Consider the following 19,207-nt stretch of genomic DNA (forward strand, 5'->3'; position numbering starts at 1 on the left):
GCGTGTCACTCGGTTAGTGGAGCGTGGACACCAGAACACCGCCCACCCCCACGGGTGGTAGCGCCCAGGAGCCCGAGGACACCGGCCGGCTGACGATGGTGCGGGTGCCGAGCGAGCCCACCCGGATCAGCGTCGACAACCCCAGTTTCCGGGTGCGGCTCGGGCCCTCGTCCCGCCGGGCGCTCGCCGCGGCGGGCGCGTCGGCGTACGGGGGCGGCGGGCTTGCGCCGGCCCTGGTGGGTGCGGGTGTGGGCGCGGCCGCCGGGGGCGTGGGCGCGGCTGCCGGCGCGGGGCGGCGGCGGGTGCCCGTGGTATGGACGGGGCGCGTCGACGACACCGCCGCGGGGCGGCTGTTGCAGGCCATCCCCCGGGGCGACGCCGGCCGGCAGTCGGTGCCCGGCGCCGACGCGACGTCGACGCAGCTCCTGCCCCGCATCGACGACGCGACGCAGGTGTTCCCGCCCGTCGAGGACGACGCCACCCAGCGCCTGCCCCGCATCGACGGCTCGGGCACCCCGCTCGTCCGCCCGCGCCTGCCGGGGGACGCCACGCAGGTGCTCCCGCGCGTCCCGCAGTACGCCGGTCCCTACGGGCCGGGAGCGCCCGGGGCGTACGGGCCGGGGGACGGTCCGTACGACGACGGGCGGGGCGGCGACGACACACCGCACGACCTGTACGCCGAGCCGGGCGGCCCCGACGCCGGCCCCGGCGGCGGCCGGGACGCCGGCCGCACCCGGCGCCACGGCGCCGACCCCGTGCGGCACGCCTACTACCCCGGTCGCCGGATGAACCTCGGCGTCGTCCTGCTGCCCCTGCGCATCGTCCTCGGCCTCGTCTCCCTCTACGCCGGCATGGGCAAGCTCAGCGACCCGCTCTTCTTCGACGGCGGCGAGCACGGCTCGATGCGGAGCTGGCTGGACCGGATGGACCCGTGGTTCGTCGCCGAGCCGCTGTACGCTTTCGGGCTCGCGCACCCCGTCGGCACCGGGCTGACGGTCGCGTTCCTCCAGATCATCGTCGGCGTGCTGACGATCTGCGGGCTCTGGCAGCGGCTCGCGGCCGCCGTCGGCGGGCTGCTCGCGCTCGGGCTGCTGGTGACGGTGGCATGGCAGACCTCGTCCGCGTACGACGCGACGGACGCCCTGTTCCTCGCCGCCTGGTCCCCCCTCGTGATCGCCGGCGCGCCCGTCTACTCCCTCGACGCGCGCCTCGCCGGCGAGGCGTGGCGGACGCTGGGGCCGCGCTCGGAGCTCTGGGAGCTGCGCCGCCGGGTGCTGCGCCGCGGGACGGTGCTGGCCACGGTGATCGTGGGGCTCGCGCTGCTCATCGGGTCGATGCTGGGTGCCGCGGTGCGGTCGTCGACCACGGTACGGGTGCCGGGCCCCGACGAGCCGCCCGTCAACCACCTGCCGGGTACCCCGCTGCCGGCCACGCCCGGCGGCAAGGCCCGGGGCGGCGACGCGGGCTCGGCGACTCCGTCGCGGGACGGCTCCGCGGAGCCGGGCGGCGCGGCGTCCTCCCCCGGCGCGGGTGCCGCGACGGGTACGGAGGCGGGTCCGGCCACGGAGTCGGGCAGCGTGCCCCCGGAGCAGCAGCCCGCGGCTCCGCCGGCTTCGCAGCAGGCGCCGCCGCCCCCGTCCGCCGAGAACCCGCCGCCGCCCTCCGACACCGGGTCCGGCACGGACCCGGGGGCGGGCGCGGGCCGCGCGGAGTCGGGTGCCGACGGTGCGGGGAGCACGGGCGGCGGCGGTCCGTCGGGCGGTGGCCCGTCGGGCGAGGGCGAGAAGGAGAAGCCGCGAGGGCTGGTCGGCGGACTGCTGGGCTAGCCGCGGGCGGCACGGGCCGGGGCGCGGTGCAGGCCGCCCCGGTCCGTACCGCGCGAGTCCCGTACGGCCCGGGCCGTACCGCCCTGGTCCGTACCGCGCCCGGTCTACCGGGGCCTCATCCCCGGCGCAGTTCCTTCGCCGCCTCCGTGAGGTCCTTCGCCGTGTCGATGGCCCGCCAGTACGCCCCCTGCGGCAGCGGGAAGCCCGCCAGCCGCCGCTGCCGCGCCAGCCTCGGGAACGTCGCGCGCTCGTGGTCGCCGCGCTCCGGCAGCAGGTCGCGGAAGGCGGCGGAGAAGACGTACACCCCCGCGTTGATCAGATACGGCGACGGCGGCGCCTCGATGAAGTCGATGACGTGCCCGAACTGGTCCGTCTCCACCGCGCCCCACGGCATGTGCGGCCGCGCCAGCGCCAGCGTCGCGTCCGCGCCCCGCTCCTGGTGGAACGCGGCCATCGCGGGCAGCGAGAACCGGGTCCAGATGTCGCCGTTCGTCGCATACCACGGCTCGTCGGGCCGCGGCAGCGACGCCGCCGCGAACTTCAGCCCGCCGCCCCGCCCCAGCGGCTCCTTCTCGACCACGCAGCTCACCTTCAGCGGCAGCTCCGTGGCGTCCAGCCACTCCTGCAGCACCTCGGCGAGGTGCCCGCACGACACCACCGCGTCGGTGACGCCCTCCGCCGCCAGCCACGCCAGTTGGTGCCCGATGATGGGCACGCCGGTGCCGGGGATCTCGACCATCGGCTTGGGGCGGTCGTCCGTGTACGGACGAAGCCGTGACCCCTGCCCCCCGGCAAGGACCACGGCTTGAGTGGGTAGTGCTGCTGCGGCTGCGGTCATACCCCGCACCCTAACCGGCCGGTAGGAAACGGCCGCGGGTGCGGGGTCCTCCGCCGCCCTGCGCTATTGGGCGGTCCCTACTGGGCCGTGACGACCCCGGACGCGAACGCGGTGTCGCACACCGGGCGCGAGAACGACTGCGCGCGGATGACCCCGTACTTGGCCACCGCGGCCTCCCCCAGCGCGCGGGCGATCCCGGCGCAGTGCCGTGCGAGCGACGGCCGGGCGTGCACCTCGCGCTGCAACTGCGTGAGCGCCGCGCCCGGGTCCTTCTCCTGCAACTCGGCGATGAGGCGGTCCCGGAGCACCTCCTGCGGGGCGCGGGCGCCGGACGCGCCGACGGCGCTCTCCGCGGAGGCGCTGAGCATCCGGGAGTCGGTCGAGGGCGACGCCCAGGGGACGGTGGCGACCGCGAGCGTACCCGACAGCACGAGTACGACGGGGAGGACGAATGCGATGGTTCTGCCGATACGGCGGGCTACCTGCTTCACGCAGGCGATCGTAGCGAGCGGTAGTGATTTGGCGACATTGAGTCACCCCTACGAGCGCGGTTGGCCGGAAAATTCGAATTCCGTGTTGACGTGGACGTCGAACGAGGTGGCGGACTTTCCGACGCACTTGCCGATACGCGGCCGTTTCCGTACCTCGTTCTGACGGAAGGCGTGACGTCCCGGAAACGCGCAACGGCGCCGCACCCCGGCCGGGGCGCGGCGCCGTTCCGAAGGAGCCGCCGGGCTGTGTCGGTTCAGTCGGTCAGTCGCTGAGCCGCTCGCCGGAGGAGGTGGAGAACACGTGCGTCTCGCCGGAGCGCGGGACGATGTGCAGCGTGGCGCCCTTGTCCGGCACGGCGCGGCCGGAGACGCGGACGACCAGGTCCTTGTCCTCGCCACCGACGTTCGCGGAGCCGTAGACGTAGGCGTCGGCGCCCAGTTCCTCGACGACGTTGACGGTGACGGGCAGACCGGCGGGGGCGCTGTCCGCCTCCTTCGACAGGGTCTTGTCCGCGGGGGTGTCGCCGTTGGCGATGTCGAAGTGCTCGGGCCGGACGCCGACCGTGACGGTGCGGTCGCCCTTCTCGGTCGCGGCGGCGAGGGCCTCGCGGCTGACGGGCACGACGCTGTTGCCGAACTTGACGCCGCCGTCGGTGATCGGGACCTCGACGAGGTTCATCGCCGGGGAGCCGATGAAGCCCGCGACGAAGAGGTTCTCCGGCTTGTCGTACATCTCGCGCGGCGTGGCGACCTGCTGGAGCAGGCCGTCCTTGAGCACGGCCACCCGGTCACCCATGGTCATGGCCTCGACCTGGTCGTGGGTGACGTACACGGTGGTGACGCCGAGGCGCCGCTGCAGGCCGGCGATCTGCGTACGGGTCTGGACGCGGAGCTTGGCGTCGAGGTTCGACAGCGGCTCGTCCATGAGGAACACCTGCGGCTCACGGACGATCGCGCGGCCCATCGCGACACGCTGCCGCTGACCGCCGGAGAGGGCCTTCGGCTTGCGGCCGAGGTACTCGGTGAGGTCGAGGATCTTGGCGGCGTCCTCCACCTTCTGCCGGATCTCGGTCTTCGGCACGCCGGCGATCTTGAGCGCGAAGCCCATGTTGTCGGCGACGGTCATGTGCGGGTAGAGCGCGTAGTTCTGGAACACCATGGCGATGTCCCGGTCCTTCGGGGGCAGGTGGGTGACGTCACGGTCGCCGATGTGGATCGTGCCGGAGTTCACGTCCTCCAGACCCGCGAGCATGCGCAGGGAGGTCGACTTGCCACAGCCGGACGGGCCGACGAGGACGAGGAACTCGCCGTCCTCGATGGAGATCTCCAGGTCGCTGACCGCGGGCTTCTCGGAGCCCGGGTAGATCCGGGTGGCCTTGTCGAACGAAACGGTTGCCATGGTGTTTCCCTTCACCGGCAGGAACGTGCCGGACGATCCGAGTAAAGGATGTGGTGTAGTCCACTGCTGTGGACCATGGCGCTGACCGTACCTGCCGGTCAGCCCCTTGTCATCACCTCGAAGGTCCCGAAAACGCATCACCCCGCCACCCGGTGACCCGGTTACACTGCAGGGCGCGCCTCCTTAGCTCAGCTGGTCAGAGCAACGCTCTTGTAAAGCGTAGGTCGTCGGTTCGAATCCGACAGGGGGCTCCGGTGGCCCCAGCCCAGACGCACTCTGAGCTGGGGTTTTCGCTATCGGATGCGGCGTCGGCGGCGGGCGCGGGCCGCCCGCGTGTTCCTGGTCTCAGTCGTGGTCTCAGTACGGGTCTCAGAGCGGGGCATGAAGGCGTCGCCCATGCGCCGCATGGCGTCCTTCGACAGGTGCGACCGACCCTTCACGTACCGCCGGGTCTGGGTGATCTGTGTGTGCCGGAGGATCTCCATGATCGTGGGCATGTCCACCCCCAGCTCGTTCAGGATGGTGCCGGCCGTGTGGCGGCTGCCGTCGTAGAGGCGCCGGTCGTCGATGCCCGCTTCGGCAAGCAGCTCCTTGAATTCCTCCCAGTCCGCCCGCGGGTCCAGCGGACGCCCGTCCGGCCGTGTGAATACCGCGTCGTGCTCCTGCCACAGCTCGCCCGCGGCGGCCCGCATCGCGTTCTGCCGTTCCTTGTGCTCGCGGAGGTAGGGGATGAACGGCGGCGGGATGGGCACGGGGTTCGTGCTCTTCTTCGTCTTGGGGCGAGTGAAGACCAGCCCGCCTTCTTCACGCTGCGGGCACGTGCTCGCGTGCCGTGTGCAGCCCTTCGGACACGGCTTAGGGCAACCACGCTTGTACGACTTGTGGCGTGTGCAGTTCTCAGGGCATGACTCGAAGCGGTGCAGCCGGGCTCCGCAGGCATGAGGGTCTTCGCAGCCGTGACGCCAATTGAGTCGCTGAAGCTGCCATTGCGGGTGGAACAGCTCGTTTTCCAGGTCCACGTACGGCCACCGCCAACCCAACGTCTCGCCTTGCCGTAACCCCATCCCGACCCCGACGCACCACCGCAGGAAGGTGGGCCGCTTCGCCGCTGCTTCGAGGAACGCCTTGGCTTCCTCGGTGGTGAAGGGATGCGCTTCGGTCTCCTCCACGGTGGGTGGGTCCACGAGCGTGGCGACGTTCTCCACGATGATGCGGCGGCGGTGGGCAATCTTCAGAGCGCGGGACAAGATGCGGTGCACCTTGAGCACATGGGACGGCGCGTGCCCCTCGGCGAGCATGGCGGCGTACATCTTCTCCAGATGCTCGGGGGCGAGCTTGTCCAGGCGGTGCCTGCCAACTCCGGGAACGATGTCGTTGCGAGTCTTGGACCAGTAGTCGTCCAGGGAGCGGGGCCGGAGTTTCAGGCTCGCGATGGTGGTGAGGTAGGTCTCCATCCACTGCTCCACGGTCGGCACCCGTCCGGCCTTGGGCGCCCGGCCGCCGTCACGGAGCCGTTCCAGCTCTCTGACCTTGCGGCGCACCTCCTTCTCGGTGCGGGCGCGGCGGTGCCGGCGGTCGGGGCTGCCATCGTCCTTCACGCCCATCGTGACGCGGCCGTGCCACCACCCGTCACTGCCGAGATAGACGGATGAAGTCATGTTGGGATTGCGAGGGCTCATGCACTCCTCCATGCAGAAAGGCGGCCCCGGGCCGAAGTCCGGAGCCGCCTTGATGTGGGACGCGGTCAGCTAGAAAGCGGGACGAGATGTGCCACGTAGGTTTCGAGATCCGAACGACGGATTCGGCGGCAGCGGCCCAGCTTGATGTACTTCACGGCGCCCGCGGCCATCAGCTCGTAGAGCGTTGAGCGGCCGATAGCAAGCGCGGCGGCAGCTTCCTCGGGGGTGTAGAGGAGCCGGTCAGCAGCAGGGGCGGTCGTGCTCATGCGGTGCAACCTCCTCGGGGGCGTCGGCGGCCCTGTCCTGTCAGGTCCGCTACTTCCGCTACCTCCGCTACCGCCCTGGTCAGGGGCATGATTGAGGTAGCGGATTGGGTAGCGGTAGCGGATTGGAGCGCTGCCGGCCCCGGCCGGGTGGCCGCGGGGCCGGTAGCGGTTCGGCGGGGCAGGTAGCGGATGGCGCAGGGCTTTCCGCTACCTGATCTAGGGCTCTGACCTGCGCGGTAGCGGAGGTAGCGGAAGTAGCGGATTCTCAGGGGGCGGGGGGCAGTACCGCTCCCAGGCGTCCCGGAGGTCCGCGGCGTAGTAGCCCTTCATCACGCTTCCGCTGGTTTTGATGTTGCGGGCGGCAATCGGGGCGTTCTCCGCGGTCATGTACTCCCGCAGCATCCGCGACAGCCCGCGGGCATTCAGCGGCTTGCCGCTCATGTCCGCCCACGGCGCCTCTTCGAGGCTGTGCAGCCGGTCGAGAATGGCCACGGTGGGCAAGCGGTCGATGCCGCTGAACACGTAGTCCCGCAGGTCGGTGAGCAGCCGGATTCCGATGCTGCCCTTGTCGCTGCTCTGGGCTGCGGCCACCAGTTCCACGCAGGCGGTGCGGGCCCGCTTGGGCCAGTCACGGCCTGCCGCGTCCGCCACGGCGAGCAGGGGTTCCCACACGTCCGCGGGCCGGTCGGTGATGCCCTCCGGAAGCTCCGGAAAGACGCCGTCGACTCGCTCGCGTACCGTCTCAGCCCATGCGGCGAGCCGGTCCCTGAGCGCGTGCCCTTGCTTCTCGTGGATGCGCTGGCGGAAGGGCTGCACGTGCTCGTTCGGGGCGCGGCGGCGCATGCGGATGATGACCGAGCGGGTCAGGATCGTGTCCGGCAGGGAGCCGAGTCCGGCGACGGCTACTGCGCAGTAGGAGGGAAACTCCTGCACCTGCTGGTTGGCTCCGTCGCCGACGCAGCGCCACATCACACCCGAACGGCGGTGGCCGGCGTTGAGGAAGCCGCGAAGCTGTTCGTTGTCCCCGGCCTTGGGACCGAAGACGGTGTCAATCTCATCGAACAGGATCGTGGGGCGCCCCTCCATGCCACCTACGGCACGGAACAGCGCGGAGGCGGAGGCGTTGACCGCCACCATCGGCTGCGGCACCAGGGTCTCTACGATCTCCAGCGCTCGCGACTTCCCCGAGCCGGGCTCGGGGGAGAGGAACGCCAGCCGGGGAGTGGAGTCGAAGCAATCCAGCAGGTGCGCATGTGCGTCCCACAACGTGACGGCGACGTATGCGGCGTCGAGGGGGAAGATGTTGAAGCGACGATGGAAGGCTTCCACCTCATCGAGCAAGGCGGCTCCGTCGAGGGTGCTCATGCGGCCTTCCTCCCTTCCGGCGAGCGGAGCGGACAGGCGTCCCGGTGGGCCGTGTGTGCCTCGATGAGCGCCAGCACCTTCGCGCGGCCGGCGGCGCGGCAGTCGCGCCCGCACCGGCACGTCGAGGTGGCGGTGGGGGTGGCGCCGTAGGGGGCGTGGATGCGTAGCCACGCCACGATGACGCGCCTGTCACCTGTGGCCGGGCCGGTGCGCTGGGAGGCGGCGGGAAGGGCTGAAAGGACGGCCTGGCGGCCGTCGTCCTTCATGCCACAGCCCTGATCGGTGCCGGGTGTCGGCGGGCGCGTACGGGCCGCTGAGAAGCCCGTGAGAGGCGTTTCAGGCGGAGAGGCGGGCGATGTCATGCCGCCTCCCGGGGCCGAGCGTTGCGGATGGACCAATCCAGGGCGCTGCGCAAGGTGGAACGGCACTCGTACGGCTTGAGCCCCGCCGCCTCCCCCGCCGCCTGAAACGCCTCCTCGACCTGGTGCCGGGTGAGGTCGCCCCAGGCGATGAAGCGGCCCATAGCGCGTGCGGCGATGAACAGCGTCCGTTCCCGTGCGCCCACGGGTGCGGCCGTAATCGCGGCCTGCTCGCGCTCGAACGCCACCTGAGCGCGGCGGGTTGCGTTGCGCGGTGGCGCGATTGTCGGTGCGGTGGAGGGCTCCGGTACCGGCCGCAGCGCGGACAGCAGCCACGACGGCAGCGGCGTTACCGGCGCCGGACTGGTCGCCTGGTAGGCGGTGCCGCCCCGAAGGCTGCCGGCGGCGACGACGTACCCGCCCCACGCCCGGGTATCGACCAGTGGCGCGAGGGTGCCCGCGCTGTTGGTCAGGCGGGTGCCGGGCGGGGAGGTGAAGTACAGGTGCGTGCCGCCGCTGGGCGTCCGCACCCTGTACGTGGCTGGCACCGGCTGTCCGGCGCGCTCGCAGAGCGCCAGGAAGGACGCCGCGCCGTCAGGCGGGTCCCTCCTGTCCTTCGACACGTCCAGGTCGACCACGACGAGCCCGGCCGGGCCGGTGGCGATGCCGACGTTGAACGGGCCGCATGCCCATGCGACGCGGATGCGGTCGGGGTCGGTGGTGGCGCGCTGTTCCCACTTGCGGTGCCCGGCGGCGCACTGCCCCGCACGGGGGCACGCGCGCTCGCCGTGCAGCGCGGGCCGCTTCGCCTGGGGGCGGAGCGGGAAGACGGGCCAGCCGCGAGCGGCTGCGGCCAGTGCGGCGCGCAGCAGCGCGGGTGATGCCTCATGCGGCATGCTGGAGGTCTCCTGTTCTCTTGGAGGGACAGGCAGGGCCGGGGCGGGCGCAGGCTTGTGGTGAGACGGCGCCCGCCTCGGGCGTATCTAGAACGGCGGCTCGTCGCCGGACTTCCCGTCGGCGTTCGTGGCCCACGGGTCGTCGGTCGCGTTCGGCTTGACGACGTTCCTGCCGTTGATGGTGACGGTGGTGAAGCGCAGCGACGCGCCGATGTCGTCCACCTCGACCGCGAGCATGGAGCGCTTCTCGCCCTGGTCGGTCTCCCAGTTGTGCTGCCGGATCCGGCCGGACAGCACCACGCGCGTGCCCTTGGTCAGGCTGTCCGCGACGTGTTCGGCCAGCGAGCGCCAGGCGGCGCAGCGGAAGAAGGTGGCGGTGCCGTCCTTCCACTGGTTGCTCTCGCGGTCGAATACCCGCGGGGTAGAGGCCACGGTGAACTTCGCCAGCGCGTGCCCGTTGCCGGTGAACTTCACCTCAGGGTCGGCGGTCAGGTTGCCGGTGATGGTGATCGGGGTCTCTCCGAACGACATGCTTCCTCCTGGTTCGGAACGGGAAGTTCGGGTGCACATTGGGGCGGTCGCCCCCTCGGCGGATGTGGCTAGTCGTCGTCGACGGGGATGCGGGCGAGGATCGCGGCCCGCTCGCGCTCGCCCAGTTCGCGGGCGTCTTCGAGCGCGTCGAGGTCCAAGACCTCTTCGAGCGCGGCGCGGACTTCGTTGCTGAGCTGGGTGGGGCTCATCGCTTCGGCCTGGACGGTGTGGCGCATGTGCTCGCCGCGCCGGTCGGTGGCCTTCTGCGGTGCAGAGGGCAGCCGGTAGCGGGTGATCTGGTCTTCGGTCACGCCGAGCCGTGCGAACGTCGGCGGCTGGCCTCCCATGTCGTCCACGAACGCGCTGATGTCCTCGGCGGCGGAGTCCAGGATGGACAGCCCGGAGGGGTCGTGGTCGCCCAGGTGCAGCACGGTGGTGGGCGTCTGGCGGTAGGAGATGCGCCGCGCGGCGCCGTGCTTGAGCGTGAGGGAGTCGAAGCCGCCGGAGCTGTAGACCGACACCCCGAAGTCGCGGGCGATGCGGGCGACCATGGGCACCATGCCGGCTGCCTCCACCCACACCTCGACCGCGACCGGCTGGCCGTCGTCTAAGGCGTGGACGTAGCCCTCCGCGGAGCCCTTGACGGCCTGCCAGAACTGCTCCGGGGAGTCCCAACCGGGCCCGCCCATCTCGGTGCCGCCGTCGTCGCGGATGGCGTGCATCGGGATCAGCCGCGCGCGGCGGGCCCGGTTCAGGGTCTCCAGCAGCCGGGCGTATGCCTGCTCGGTCTTGTCGTAGCCGTGCGCGCCGACCAGGCGGTAGAAGACCTGTCGGGCGGTCATCGGCAGGAACGCGCGGTTCTCCTCCAGCACGCCGCGTACCTGGTCCACCAGGGCCTGTACGTGCGGGCGGGGGGTCCAGTCGGCGTAGCCGCGCGGCCGGGTGCGCTTGTAGGTACGGCCCGAGACGGTGCCGTTCGATCCGTTCATGCGATCTCCCTTGGTCAGCCGTGGAAGTGGTTGCGCTTGAACGTGGCCTTGCGGATGTGGACCGCGCTGCCGGGCCGTCCACCGCCGATCGCGCGGGCGGGCAGGCGCCAGGCGAGGACGGCCAGGGCGATCCACATGGCGGTGCCGGAGCCGAACCCGGCGGCGGCGCCGATGACTTCGCCGATGCCCCAGCCGACCCCGGCGGACAGGGCGCCGCCGCCGATGCCGGCGGCGACGAAGCGCTGTGCGATGGGGTCCAGCAGCGGCAGCGGGGTCAGGTCGCGGGGTTCGGGGCGGGCCATGGCGGGCGGTGTGAGGTGCTTGGGCATGGGGACCATGCGGCCGTAGGCGTCGGGCACCCAGACCACCGGCCCGCGTTCGGCGGGCAGTTCCACCCCGGCCGGTCCGGGCGCGTACAGGTCCAGCGGTGCCGGGTCGTACGCCGATGCGGTCGGCGGTCCCGGCCTCAGGACGGGTTCGTTCATGGCGGGTCTCCTGTCAGTTGGCCAGTGCGCTGACCGCGTCGGCGGTGGCTTGGACCAGGTCGCGGATGGGTTCGTACGCGCCGGTGCCGGCGGCGAAGAACCCGAAGAGGAACACCACGAGCGCGGCACCGGCGCCGGTGGCCTTGGTGCGCACGGCGAAGAAGGCGGCGATGCCGAACAGCAGCACGGCGGAGACGGTGAAGCTCATCGCCCCACCCCCGAGCGCGGCCGGTCGGTGCCCGCGCGGTGGATGCGGGCGGCGCGGTTGTAGAGCCAGCGTCCGGTGCGGATGCGGCGGCCGGTGGCGCGGCAGCGGCGGCAGTGCCGGCCGCGCTTGGGCCGCCCGCGGCGGTCGGTGGTGAGCGCGTAGCCGAATCCGCGGCACTTGCGGCAGGCTCCGAACGGAGAGGCCGCGCACACACCGAGGTAACCGAGAGTGACAGTGAGTAGGCAGGCGATAGCGAGCAGGGTAGGGGTCATGAAGGGCCCTCCCAGGCGGTTTCGTGGGGTTGTCGCAGGTGGGCCGCTATCCGCTAGCGGCCTGATCAGGGCAGGTTTGAGGTGCTAGCGGGGCCGCTAACGTTAGCGGGGTGTGCTGCTAGCGTTAGCGGCCCCGAGCGCTCAGCTCGCGTCCCGGTTTCCGTCACGCTCCGCAATCGCGGAGGTGAGGTGGGAGCGGTCGATGCCGCGCCGGTTGACCACCTTGCCGTCGACGCGGCGGCCGACCTGGATCGTGCTGACGCCGTGCGGCTTGAGCGCGGCGGCGAGCGCGTCGGGCTCCCAGCCGCCATACACGTCCGGCCGCAACTCCGCCAGCCGCGTCACGACCGTCTCCGACCACACCTTCGCCTCGCTCGCCGGGATCACGGCGAGGATGTCGGCGAGCAGGTCGTAGGCGGGCGCGGCAGGCTCCGGTGCTTCCCCCAGCGCGTGCCCCGACAGGGTGCCGGCCCGCTCGCGCGCGGCGCGGGCGCGGGCGGCGATGGCGTCGGCGGCCGGGGCGTCGACGAACACCGACGAGACGATGCGGGCATCGGCACCCTCACCGACGAAGTAGTGGATGCCCTTGTCTGCCCAGGCGAACATGGTCGCGCGCACCCCGCGCTTGTAGGCGGAAGTGCCCAACACCATGTCGTTTTCCAACTGGCCCATGACCTTCAGACACCACCGGGCGGAGGCGTTCGCGCTGATCCCGGTGGGCAGCGCCTTGGCGTCCGGTCGCTGGGTGGCCAGCAGCAGCACGATCCCGGTCGCGGGGCCGCGCTTGACCAGGTCGGTGGCGATCTCCTCGAACTCCTTGCCGTGTTCGGGGTGCTCGAAGAGGACCTGGCACTCATCCACCCCGACCACGATCGGGTGCAGGCCCAGCGACCGCTTCGAGGCGAGTTCGCTGGTCACCTTCGACTCCGGGCACATGTCCCGCGGCAGTGAGCGGATCACCTTGGTACGGCGCCGCAGTTCCTCGCGCAGCGCGCGGAAGTCGGCCAGCGCGTAGGCGATGGTCTCGTCGTCGTCGCCCGCGCCGTGCCGATGGGCCACGGCGTCGCCGACCGGGTCGAGGTCGCCGGTGCCCTTCATGTCGTAGGTGTGCAGCTCCGCCCGCGGATCGAGCGCGGCGATGAGCAGCAGCAGGCGCAGCAGGAAGGTCTTGCCCATGCGCGGGATGGCGCCGATCACGCCCGCGATGTACATCAGCGTCACCGCGACCCAGCGTCCGCGCTGGTCGGTGCCGTAGGGGATGGGCTTGAACAGGTCCACGGTGCCGGACTTGGCCAGCGGCCAGGCGGGCTTCTTGGCCTTGGACATGTCCTGATCGCCGACCCAGAGCACCAGGTGCCCGGTGTGCTCGTCGGGCACCGCGTCGGGCCATACGCAGCCCAGCGGACGCCGCAGGCCGGAGGCCAGCCGCTCGCGGCGCTCGATGATGTCGGTGACGGTCACGCCGTGCGGCAGGTCGCCTTCCGCGCGCCAGCCGGGCCCGTCCCGGGTGATCGGGGCACTGAACTCGAAGCCGTCGCGGCCCTTGGCTTGCGCCTGGTTGATCGGAGAGATGCCCAGCGAGCCAAGCGCGCGCAGCACGATGTCACTGGTGAGCTTGGTCGCCTTCGGCAGTTCCACGGCGCGGTGGATGACCGGGTCATCGGCCTTGCGGCCGGCGAAGCCGAGCGCGGCCACCACCGCGCCGGTGGAGATGGCTTGCAGCCAGGCGGGCGCGAGGACGTAGATGGCCAGCGCCGAGCCCAGGCCGACGAAGAACGCCAGCACGGTCACGAGGGTGCGCAGGCGGACGCGGTTGTCGCGCTGCCGGGACAGCTTGAGGTATTCGCCCGCGTCCTCCCGGCGCACCGCCGCGAGTCGGACCGGCTCCCCCTCACGGTCGGCCATCCACCGCAGCGTGCCGCCGACGAACCGAGCGGCGCCGGTCGGGGCCTGTAAGGCGAGTCGGCCGGCGTAGACCGGGCTCCGCAGCGCGTGATACCCGGCGGCGTGCGCGTAGTGCCGCGCCACCCACGAGGCGGCCGTCTTCAGCTCCGCCACCGACTTCAACCACGGCGGAACCACCGGGCGCCGCTTGGCACCCAACAGCCGACCCAGATAACCCGGACCGGCCGCAGCCGGGGTCGGTAGGTCCACGAGGGGGCGCTTCGTCGGGTCGCTCGGGTCGGCCGACTCGGCACCCGACCGGGTCGGGTCGGAGTCGGCCGACTCGTCGGCGTCGAGTCGGGTGGGCGAGTCGGCCGACCGCCCACGGGCGAAACGGGCCTTGCTCAGGTCGACCACGTCGCCCCCGGAGTCGGCTGCCATCTCCGCTTCGAGTCGGTTGAAAAGTTCGTTGTCGTCGTCGTGGTTCACTTCGAGGTGTTCCTTCCTCTGAAGGGATGCGTAGGGGCCCGGCCGCTGTCTTGGCGGGCAAGGGCCGGGCCCCGTTTGAGGGCGTAGGGAACCATTGCGCGGTGTCTCATCGAGCAGAAGGGACAAGGCGTCCGACCTTGGCGGCACTTCGGAGCCAACTCGGGTGGGACTAGGACGTGGCGTCCTAGTCGGCTTTAGATTCGGGCGCGCGAGTCGGGCCGGGTGGGTCAGTCGCGGGCACATTCGTTGCAGATGCCGAGCGAGCGCGGGATGCAGTACCAGCGCTCCACCCGGCAGCGCGGGCAGGTGCGGCGGGCGATCATCATGGCGTCGAACGCGGCCCACTTCGCCAGCGTCATCGTCCGAACCGGTTTGGCCCTGGCGATCTCGTACAGGTAGGCGATGCGCGGCTGTCCGGTGCGGCGGCTAAGGCACATCACCTGAGCGGCGATGTCCTGCCCGCCCGGCCGCAGCCCGCGGGCGCGCAACTGCCGGCGTGTGGCCAGCCCTTCCGGCGCCATGCGCCAGGGGAAGGTGGGGACGCCGTAGCGGGCGCCGGTCGGGTCGTAGCACTCGGCGTACGCGGTGGTCATGCTGCGACTGCCTCAGAAGTGCCGCGCCCGTTGCGTTCCGCGCGCAGTGCGTCGCGGAGCTTGCGGGCGTTGGCCTGCGAGACGTGCACCGCGCTACGGATGCGATCGGCGGTCAGCTCCGCTTCCGACCATGCTGCGGTGGTCTCGCGCGCGGCGGTCAGCAGCTCCTCGAAGGTGCGCTGCGCCTTGCCCGCAGCCTTGGCCTTGGCGGTCCGGCGGTGCGGGCGCGGAGCGGGCTCGATCGGGGGGACGGGCTTGGGCTCCTCCGCGGCGGGGGCGAGGCCTCCCATGCGTAGCAGCACGCGCTCACGGTGCGGCGTGTGCTTGCGCCAGCGTCGGCCGTGCCGCTCGCGCAGCTCCGCGCGGGCCAGCAGCCGCTTCTTCTCCAGCTCCAGCGCCTCGCGGTAGGAGGTGACTTCCCAGAGCGTCATCCGGCGCCACAGCGCGAACGTGGAAGGGAACGCCAGCAGCCACCGGGAGAATCGGATCTTCTCCATGCGTCGCCCGGTCGCCGCCCCGATCCGCACGGCGTAGATGTGCGCGCCGATCTCAGAGAACACCACCCACAGCAGCGGCATGGTGCCGTGCGCGACCTTCGCCGACAGCGTGTGCCCGGCCGCGATGTTCAGCCAGCAGGTGATCAGCGTGAGCAGCCAGGGCACGAACCGCACCCACGCCAGCGCCATGTCCAGCCGGATCAGCAGCAGATTGGCCACCGTGAACACCGGAATGGCGATGTCGATACCGACCGGCAGCATCCACGGCGAGTCGAACCCCCAGCGCTGCGCGGCAGCAGAGACCGCCTCGAACGAGGAGACCAGCCCCAGCAGCCCGACACCGGCCGCCGCCAGCGCGGCGGTGCCGGCAAGGCCCATCTCGGGGCGCGTCAACGGCGGAACCTTCGCCCGCTCGGGAGTCGTGGTCGTGGTGGTCATGCCGCCACCCCCGAACGGTCTGCGCGGCCACGCCCGGCAGGCCGTGACATCGGAGCGACGTGGAACAGCTCCGGGTGCGTCTCGATCACCTCAGCGGCGATACGCGCCACCTCGTCAACGAGGTGCGGGGAGTCGGCGAGGATGTCACGGGCCGCGTCCATACGGGCCGCGCGTTCCTCGTCGCTCTCCCCCTCGACCCCCAGCCACAGCTCAACCGGGGTACCGAGCGCCAGTTCAAGGAAGTCGTCAGCAGAAACAGCTTGCTGACAGCCGATATAGGCACGCATGGAGGACTCCTGAAGTGGAGGGACAGGGAGCCCGAAGCCGCGCAGGCGTGTGGTGAGACGGCGCCGCTCCGGGAGAAACCTCAAGCCGAGATCCGGCGAGGGTGAGCGCCCCGGCCGGGAGTCGAACCCGGCCTTGTACGACCGTCAGGGCTGATGCGTGCGGTTCAGGTGGAGAGGGCACGGGCACCGGCTTCCCGCAGCGCGGTGTGCGCCTGGCGGGCTCGCAGCCCAGCCGCGTCCACCTCGGATCCCGGGACGTCCCCGAGCGCCATCGCGGCGTCCACGGCTTCCTGTGCTGCCGCGAGAAGTTCCCGGTCCTGCGTGACCATGTACAGCGTGTCCATGGCGCTGGTGACCGCTGAACGCGCGGCGTACCGTGCCTGCCGCGCCTCGACGGTGTCATCCCGGCTCTCGCGCCGGGCTGCGATTTTCAGATACTGCTGCTCGCGATGGCGGACCACCGCGGCGAGCAGCGTAGGCACCGCTTCGGCGAGTGCCCTGCGCCGCTGTTCAGCAGTGGTCGTGCGAGCGGTACGAGTCGCCGTGAGGTGCTGCATGGCTCCGGCGACCACGGCCCCGGCGAGAGTGCCGAGTACAGCAACGAGTGTTGTGATCATGAAGACTCCAGGAAGCGAAGACATTCCGGCTCCCCTCGGCCCCGCCCGTACGACCGAAGCTGGTCGGACGGGCGGGGGAGGCAACCGGCCGCAGCGGAAGACGCTGCGGAAAGGTTGAAGAACGCGCGGCTTTGCCCGCGCCGACCGCCTTGTTGGGGCTGAGGACAGGCGGTGTAGATCCTCGGTCCACTGTTGAGTTGTGAATGATCAGACGCTTCCTTCGGATCCGTTTCACGGGACCCTCCGGACGTGGTTTCAGATTGACCCATGTCAATCTGAATGTCAACGGGTCACGCCCGCTGTCGTGAGATTGACCTAGGTCCGGCTACGCTCGGACGTATGGATGTGAGCCCCGACGCCCCTAAGCCGACCGCCAAGGAGATCGCTGCGCGGTACCGCAACGAGATCGTGCACGGCGACCGCGAGCCCGGCTCCCGGCTGCCGGCCGCGCGTCAGCTCGCCAGAGAGCTTGGCGTCCAGCTCATGACCGTGCAGAACGCCTACGGCCAGCTCCGCGAAGAGGGCCTGGTTCTCAGCCAACAGGGGAGAGGGACCTTCGTACGAGACCCCGCAACACCCCTCGGCACCGAGCCGGGGAGTAGCCCAGCCTTTGCCGCGCTGGCCGCGGAACTCAGCTCGATCCATGACGCACTCCGTCATCTCGATGAGCGGATGGAGCGTCTTGAGCAAGCTGTCGGTCGCGATGCTGTACCCGAGCAGTGAGTTCGTCCGCCCGTAACAGCAGGCGTTCAGCAGCCGCGCGAGCCTGACGCAAGCTCGCCTTGATGTAGGCGAACTCAGCGGGTGTGAGGGTGCCGCACTCGCCGCTTCGCTTCTCGATCCCTGGCATGCGATCGAGCATGTGGCCTGGAACAGTGGAGGACCCGGACAGACTGTCCGGGTCCTCTTTCCTTGCAGGTCAACGGAGTTGACGAGTCTTCAGCCCATGGCCTCGTCTGCCGCCGTCAGGATGCTGCCCCACGGGAGTCGCCTCCCCGGCGGAGCCTCGCGCGGCTCGTAGAGCGGCCACACGTCATCGCCGTACACGAGCTGTACGCCAGCCCTGCGCAACGCCTCAAGATGCCCCTGCCAAGCCGGATGGCGAGCGTGGGCGGCATTGACTCTCGGGAAGACGACAACAGGCAATCCTAGGGTGCCAATCGCCTCATTGACCTGTGTCAACGCCTGATTATCAGCCATGCCGAAGGCGAGCTTGGCCACGGTGTTCGCGCTTGCCGGGGCAACGACGTAGCAGTCGACAGGCGGATGCGGCCGAGCCTCCCCGGGTAGCCGTGGGGTGTCTCGCACCGGCAGCCCGGTCAGTGTTTCCAGCTTCCCGACTTCGCCTGCGTTGCGCAGCCACTCTCCGGCGGTCGGCGTGAGGGTGATGGCCACCTGCCAGCCTCGTTCAAGCGCTGGTTCTACGAGACCGATCCGCAGGGATTCCACACCACCGGCACCCGTGGCCACGACCCCGAGCACCCTGTGAGTTTTCGTACTCACTGCACCGCCTTGCACCGCTGAGCCATGACGAACACTTCAGACGAGCGGGCGCCACCGGTCACCGGCGACTGTTTGATCAGGTCCCGCAGCGTCTCACGCACACGAGGATTGTTGCGCACAAGCTGCGGTGACTTGCTCTCCGCCGTGCGCAGCTCGGAGAACGCATCGTCACCGCGGCCGGCGAGGGTGAGGGCACGGGCGTAGTCGATGCGGTGGGAGACACCGCGCTCCGGCGGGAGGTGGTCCACCTCGACCTGCCCGTGTTCCACGATGTACGAGACGTTCTCCAAGTCGAGTTCGGCGGACAGCTTGTGCAGCAACACGTTCGTGGGCCCGAAGCTGGTCTGCCAGTAGTTCTCATCGGAGCCGAGACGATCCGCCAGCGTGGAGGCACGACCCAGGAGATTCGTGGCCGTACCCCGGTCTTGGTGCCGCGCTGCCGCGATCGCGGCGCGGAGATAGATCATGCCAAGCAGACTCAACGCCTCAGGGTCGTCCTCTTCGATGCGCGAGGACAGCCATACCGCGGTCGTGTCGCCCAGTTCCATGGCGTCGTCGTACCGGCCGTTCGCGAGCAGGGCGTGCGTTCCTGAGCGCGCTGCGGACGCGAGAACGAGGGGGTCCCCAGACTCATCGGCGGCGCGCATCGCGCGCTCAGCGGCGAGCCACGAGATATCAGACTCCCCCACCTTCGCCAACGTCGTTGCCGCGAGGTGGTGGGCGCGCGCCGACACTGCCCAGCAGTTCCGCCGCTCATCGGGGGAGCGCGACGCACGATCTTCCAGCTCTTGCGCTGTCTGGAGAAGACCGGGCAAGGCGGCGACGACCTGTCCGAGTCTGCCAGCCTGGTAGTCGTCCCAGCTACGCTCCACCATCGGCACAACGGGCCCTGGCAGCGGAAGCTGCGCCTCAGCCTCCGGCCCGAACAGCAGCCGCGAGAGGCGGCGAGGGCTCATGAGCGCGTCCCGCACGGCCGGTACGTCGTCCTGCTGCTTCTCGTCTTCCATGAGCACGGGCTGTCCGATCAGATCCCCGAGCGGCACCCGAAGCACGCGCGCCAGCTCGGCGAGCATGTCGATCCGGGGCGGCTGCCGCCGCCCGGTCTCCGCCTTGGCGAGCCAATCCGTGCTACGCCCCACCAGCCCGGCCAGCACCTCTTGGGTGTAACCCCGGCGCTTCCGGTAGAAGGCGATCCGTTCCCCGATACTGAGGTGATCTCCCAGACCACGCATCTCGTGCTGCCTCCCGTTCGTAGGGGCCAACTTCACCGTACAGATGCGTTCGTGAGACGGAGC

At 70.8% G+C, this 19,207-nt stretch carries 22 protein-coding genes and 1 tRNA gene; 3 read left to right on the forward strand and 20 right to left on the reverse strand.

Features of this window, described 5'->3' with window-relative positions; genetic code table 11:
• The first annotated feature begins 95 nt into the window (after window positions 1-95).
• Window positions 96-1,826: a DoxX family membrane protein gene (locus O7599_RS22840; RefSeq protein WP_281623479.1), complete on the forward strand. Its 1,731-nt coding sequence runs from the start codon at window positions 96-98 to the stop codon at window positions 1,824-1,826.
• 115 nt (window positions 1,827-1,941) lie between these two features.
• Here the strand turns inward: O7599_RS22840 and O7599_RS22845 are convergent, their stop codons facing one another.
• The 3 genes from O7599_RS22845 to ugpC form a co-directional block, all read right to left on the reverse strand.
• Window positions 1,942-2,664, reverse strand: coding sequence for a nucleotidyltransferase family protein (locus tag O7599_RS22845; RefSeq protein ID WP_281617471.1), 723 nt, complete (start codon window positions 2,662-2,664; stop codon window positions 1,942-1,944).
• 77 nt (window positions 2,665-2,741) lie between these two features.
• On the reverse strand, window positions 2,742-3,155 hold the full coding sequence (locus tag O7599_RS22850; RefSeq protein WP_281617472.1) for a hypothetical protein: 414 nt from the start codon (window positions 3,153-3,155) through the stop codon (window positions 2,742-2,744).
• A 262-nt stretch (window positions 3,156-3,417) separates the two neighbouring features.
• The gene (gene ugpC, locus O7599_RS22855) at window positions 3,418-4,554 is read right to left on the reverse strand and encodes a sn-glycerol-3-phosphate ABC transporter ATP-binding protein UgpC (RefSeq protein ID WP_281617473.1); all 1,137 of its coding nucleotides are present in this window, start codon (window positions 4,552-4,554) and stop codon (window positions 3,418-3,420) included.
• A 177-nt stretch (window positions 4,555-4,731) separates the two neighbouring features.
• Here ugpC and O7599_RS22860 point away from each other — a divergent pair.
• Window positions 4,732-4,805 (forward strand) — tRNA-Thr (locus O7599_RS22860).
• A gap of 42 nt (window positions 4,806-4,847) precedes the next feature.
• Here O7599_RS22860 and O7599_RS22865 read toward each other — a convergent pair.
• From O7599_RS22865 to O7599_RS22935, 15 genes are all read right to left on the reverse strand, one after another.
• Window positions 4,848-6,233: a tyrosine-type recombinase/integrase gene (locus O7599_RS22865; protein ID WP_281617474.1), complete on the reverse strand. Its 1,386-nt coding sequence runs from the start codon at window positions 6,231-6,233 to the stop codon at window positions 4,848-4,850.
• Window positions 6,234-6,298: 65 nt separating this feature from the next.
• Window positions 6,299-6,499, reverse strand: a complete 201-nt coding sequence (locus O7599_RS22870) for a helix-turn-helix domain-containing protein (RefSeq protein ID WP_281617475.1) — start codon at window positions 6,497-6,499, stop codon at window positions 6,299-6,301.
• A gap of 216 nt (window positions 6,500-6,715) precedes the next feature.
• Complete coding sequence (locus tag O7599_RS22875; protein ID WP_281617476.1) at window positions 6,716-7,864, reverse strand: DUF3631 domain-containing protein; 1,149 nt, start codon at window positions 7,862-7,864, stop codon at window positions 6,716-6,718.
• The gene (locus O7599_RS22880) at window positions 7,861-8,130 is read right to left on the reverse strand and encodes a hypothetical protein (RefSeq protein WP_281617477.1); all 270 of its coding nucleotides are present in this window, start codon (window positions 8,128-8,130) and stop codon (window positions 7,861-7,863) included. Before O7599_RS22880 ends, O7599_RS22875 begins: the two co-directional genes overlap by 4 nt.
• A gap of 92 nt (window positions 8,131-8,222) precedes the next feature.
• Complete coding sequence (locus O7599_RS22885) at window positions 8,223-9,119, reverse strand: bifunctional DNA primase/polymerase (protein ID WP_281617478.1); 897 nt, start codon at window positions 9,117-9,119, stop codon at window positions 8,223-8,225.
• An 87-nt stretch (window positions 9,120-9,206) separates the two neighbouring features.
• Window positions 9,207-9,650, reverse strand: coding sequence for a single-stranded DNA-binding protein (ssb, locus tag O7599_RS22890; RefSeq protein WP_281617479.1), 444 nt, complete (start codon window positions 9,648-9,650; stop codon window positions 9,207-9,209).
• A 68-nt stretch (window positions 9,651-9,718) separates the two neighbouring features.
• Window positions 9,719-10,639, reverse strand: a complete 921-nt coding sequence (locus tag O7599_RS22895) for a hypothetical protein (RefSeq protein ID WP_281617480.1) — start codon at window positions 10,637-10,639, stop codon at window positions 9,719-9,721.
• A 14-nt stretch (window positions 10,640-10,653) separates the two neighbouring features.
• The gene (locus O7599_RS22900; RefSeq protein ID WP_281617481.1) at window positions 10,654-11,124 is read right to left on the reverse strand and encodes a hypothetical protein; all 471 of its coding nucleotides are present in this window, start codon (window positions 11,122-11,124) and stop codon (window positions 10,654-10,656) included.
• A gap of 13 nt (window positions 11,125-11,137) precedes the next feature.
• On the reverse strand, window positions 11,138-11,332 hold the full coding sequence (locus tag O7599_RS22905) for a hypothetical protein (RefSeq protein ID WP_281617482.1): 195 nt from the start codon (window positions 11,330-11,332) through the stop codon (window positions 11,138-11,140).
• Complete coding sequence (locus O7599_RS22910) at window positions 11,329-11,604, reverse strand: hypothetical protein (RefSeq protein ID WP_281617483.1); 276 nt, start codon at window positions 11,602-11,604, stop codon at window positions 11,329-11,331. Before O7599_RS22910 ends, O7599_RS22905 begins: the two co-directional genes overlap by 4 nt.
• A 141-nt stretch (window positions 11,605-11,745) precedes the next feature.
• Complete coding sequence (locus O7599_RS22915) at window positions 11,746-13,977, reverse strand: cell division protein FtsK (RefSeq protein ID WP_281617484.1); 2,232 nt, start codon at window positions 13,975-13,977, stop codon at window positions 11,746-11,748.
• A gap of 227 nt (window positions 13,978-14,204) precedes the next feature.
• On the reverse strand, window positions 14,205-14,570 hold the full coding sequence (locus O7599_RS22920; protein ID WP_281617485.1) for an RRQRL motif-containing zinc-binding protein: 366 nt from the start codon (window positions 14,568-14,570) through the stop codon (window positions 14,205-14,207).
• Window positions 14,567-15,505, reverse strand: a complete 939-nt coding sequence (locus O7599_RS22925) for a DUF2637 domain-containing protein (RefSeq protein ID WP_281617486.1) — start codon at window positions 15,503-15,505, stop codon at window positions 14,567-14,569. The genes O7599_RS22920 and O7599_RS22925 overlap by 4 nt, the downstream gene beginning before the upstream one ends.
• Window positions 15,502-15,792 carry a hypothetical protein gene (locus tag O7599_RS22930; protein WP_281617487.1) on the reverse strand — a complete coding sequence of 97 codons (291 nt, stop codon included), beginning with the start codon at window positions 15,790-15,792 and terminating at the stop codon, window positions 15,502-15,504. The genes O7599_RS22925 and O7599_RS22930 overlap by 4 nt, the downstream gene beginning before the upstream one ends.
• Before the next feature lie 164 nt (window positions 15,793-15,956).
• The gene (locus O7599_RS22935; protein WP_281617488.1) at window positions 15,957-16,409 is read right to left on the reverse strand and encodes a hypothetical protein; all 453 of its coding nucleotides are present in this window, start codon (window positions 16,407-16,409) and stop codon (window positions 15,957-15,959) included.
• Between the two features lie 339 nt (window positions 16,410-16,748).
• On the opposite strand from O7599_RS22935, the gene O7599_RS22940 reads away from it, so the two are divergent.
• On the forward strand, window positions 16,749-17,132 hold the full coding sequence (locus O7599_RS22940; RefSeq protein WP_281617489.1) for a GntR family transcriptional regulator: 384 nt from the start codon (window positions 16,749-16,751) through the stop codon (window positions 17,130-17,132).
• A 216-nt stretch (window positions 17,133-17,348) separates the two neighbouring features.
• Here O7599_RS22940 and O7599_RS22945 read toward each other — a convergent pair whose 3' ends face one another.
• Window positions 17,349-17,927, reverse strand: a complete 579-nt coding sequence (locus O7599_RS22945; protein WP_348652560.1) for a flavoprotein — start codon at window positions 17,925-17,927, stop codon at window positions 17,349-17,351.
• Complete coding sequence (locus O7599_RS22950; protein ID WP_281617491.1) at window positions 17,909-19,144, reverse strand: helix-turn-helix domain-containing protein; 1,236 nt, start codon at window positions 19,142-19,144, stop codon at window positions 17,909-17,911. Before O7599_RS22950 ends, O7599_RS22945 begins: the two co-directional genes overlap by 19 nt.
• Window positions 19,145-19,207 lie beyond the last annotated feature (63 nt).

Origin of the sequence: Streptomyces sp. WMMC500 (assembly GCF_027497195.1) — a bacterium.
GTDB lineage: Bacteria > Actinomycetota > Actinomycetes > Streptomycetales > Streptomycetaceae > Streptomyces.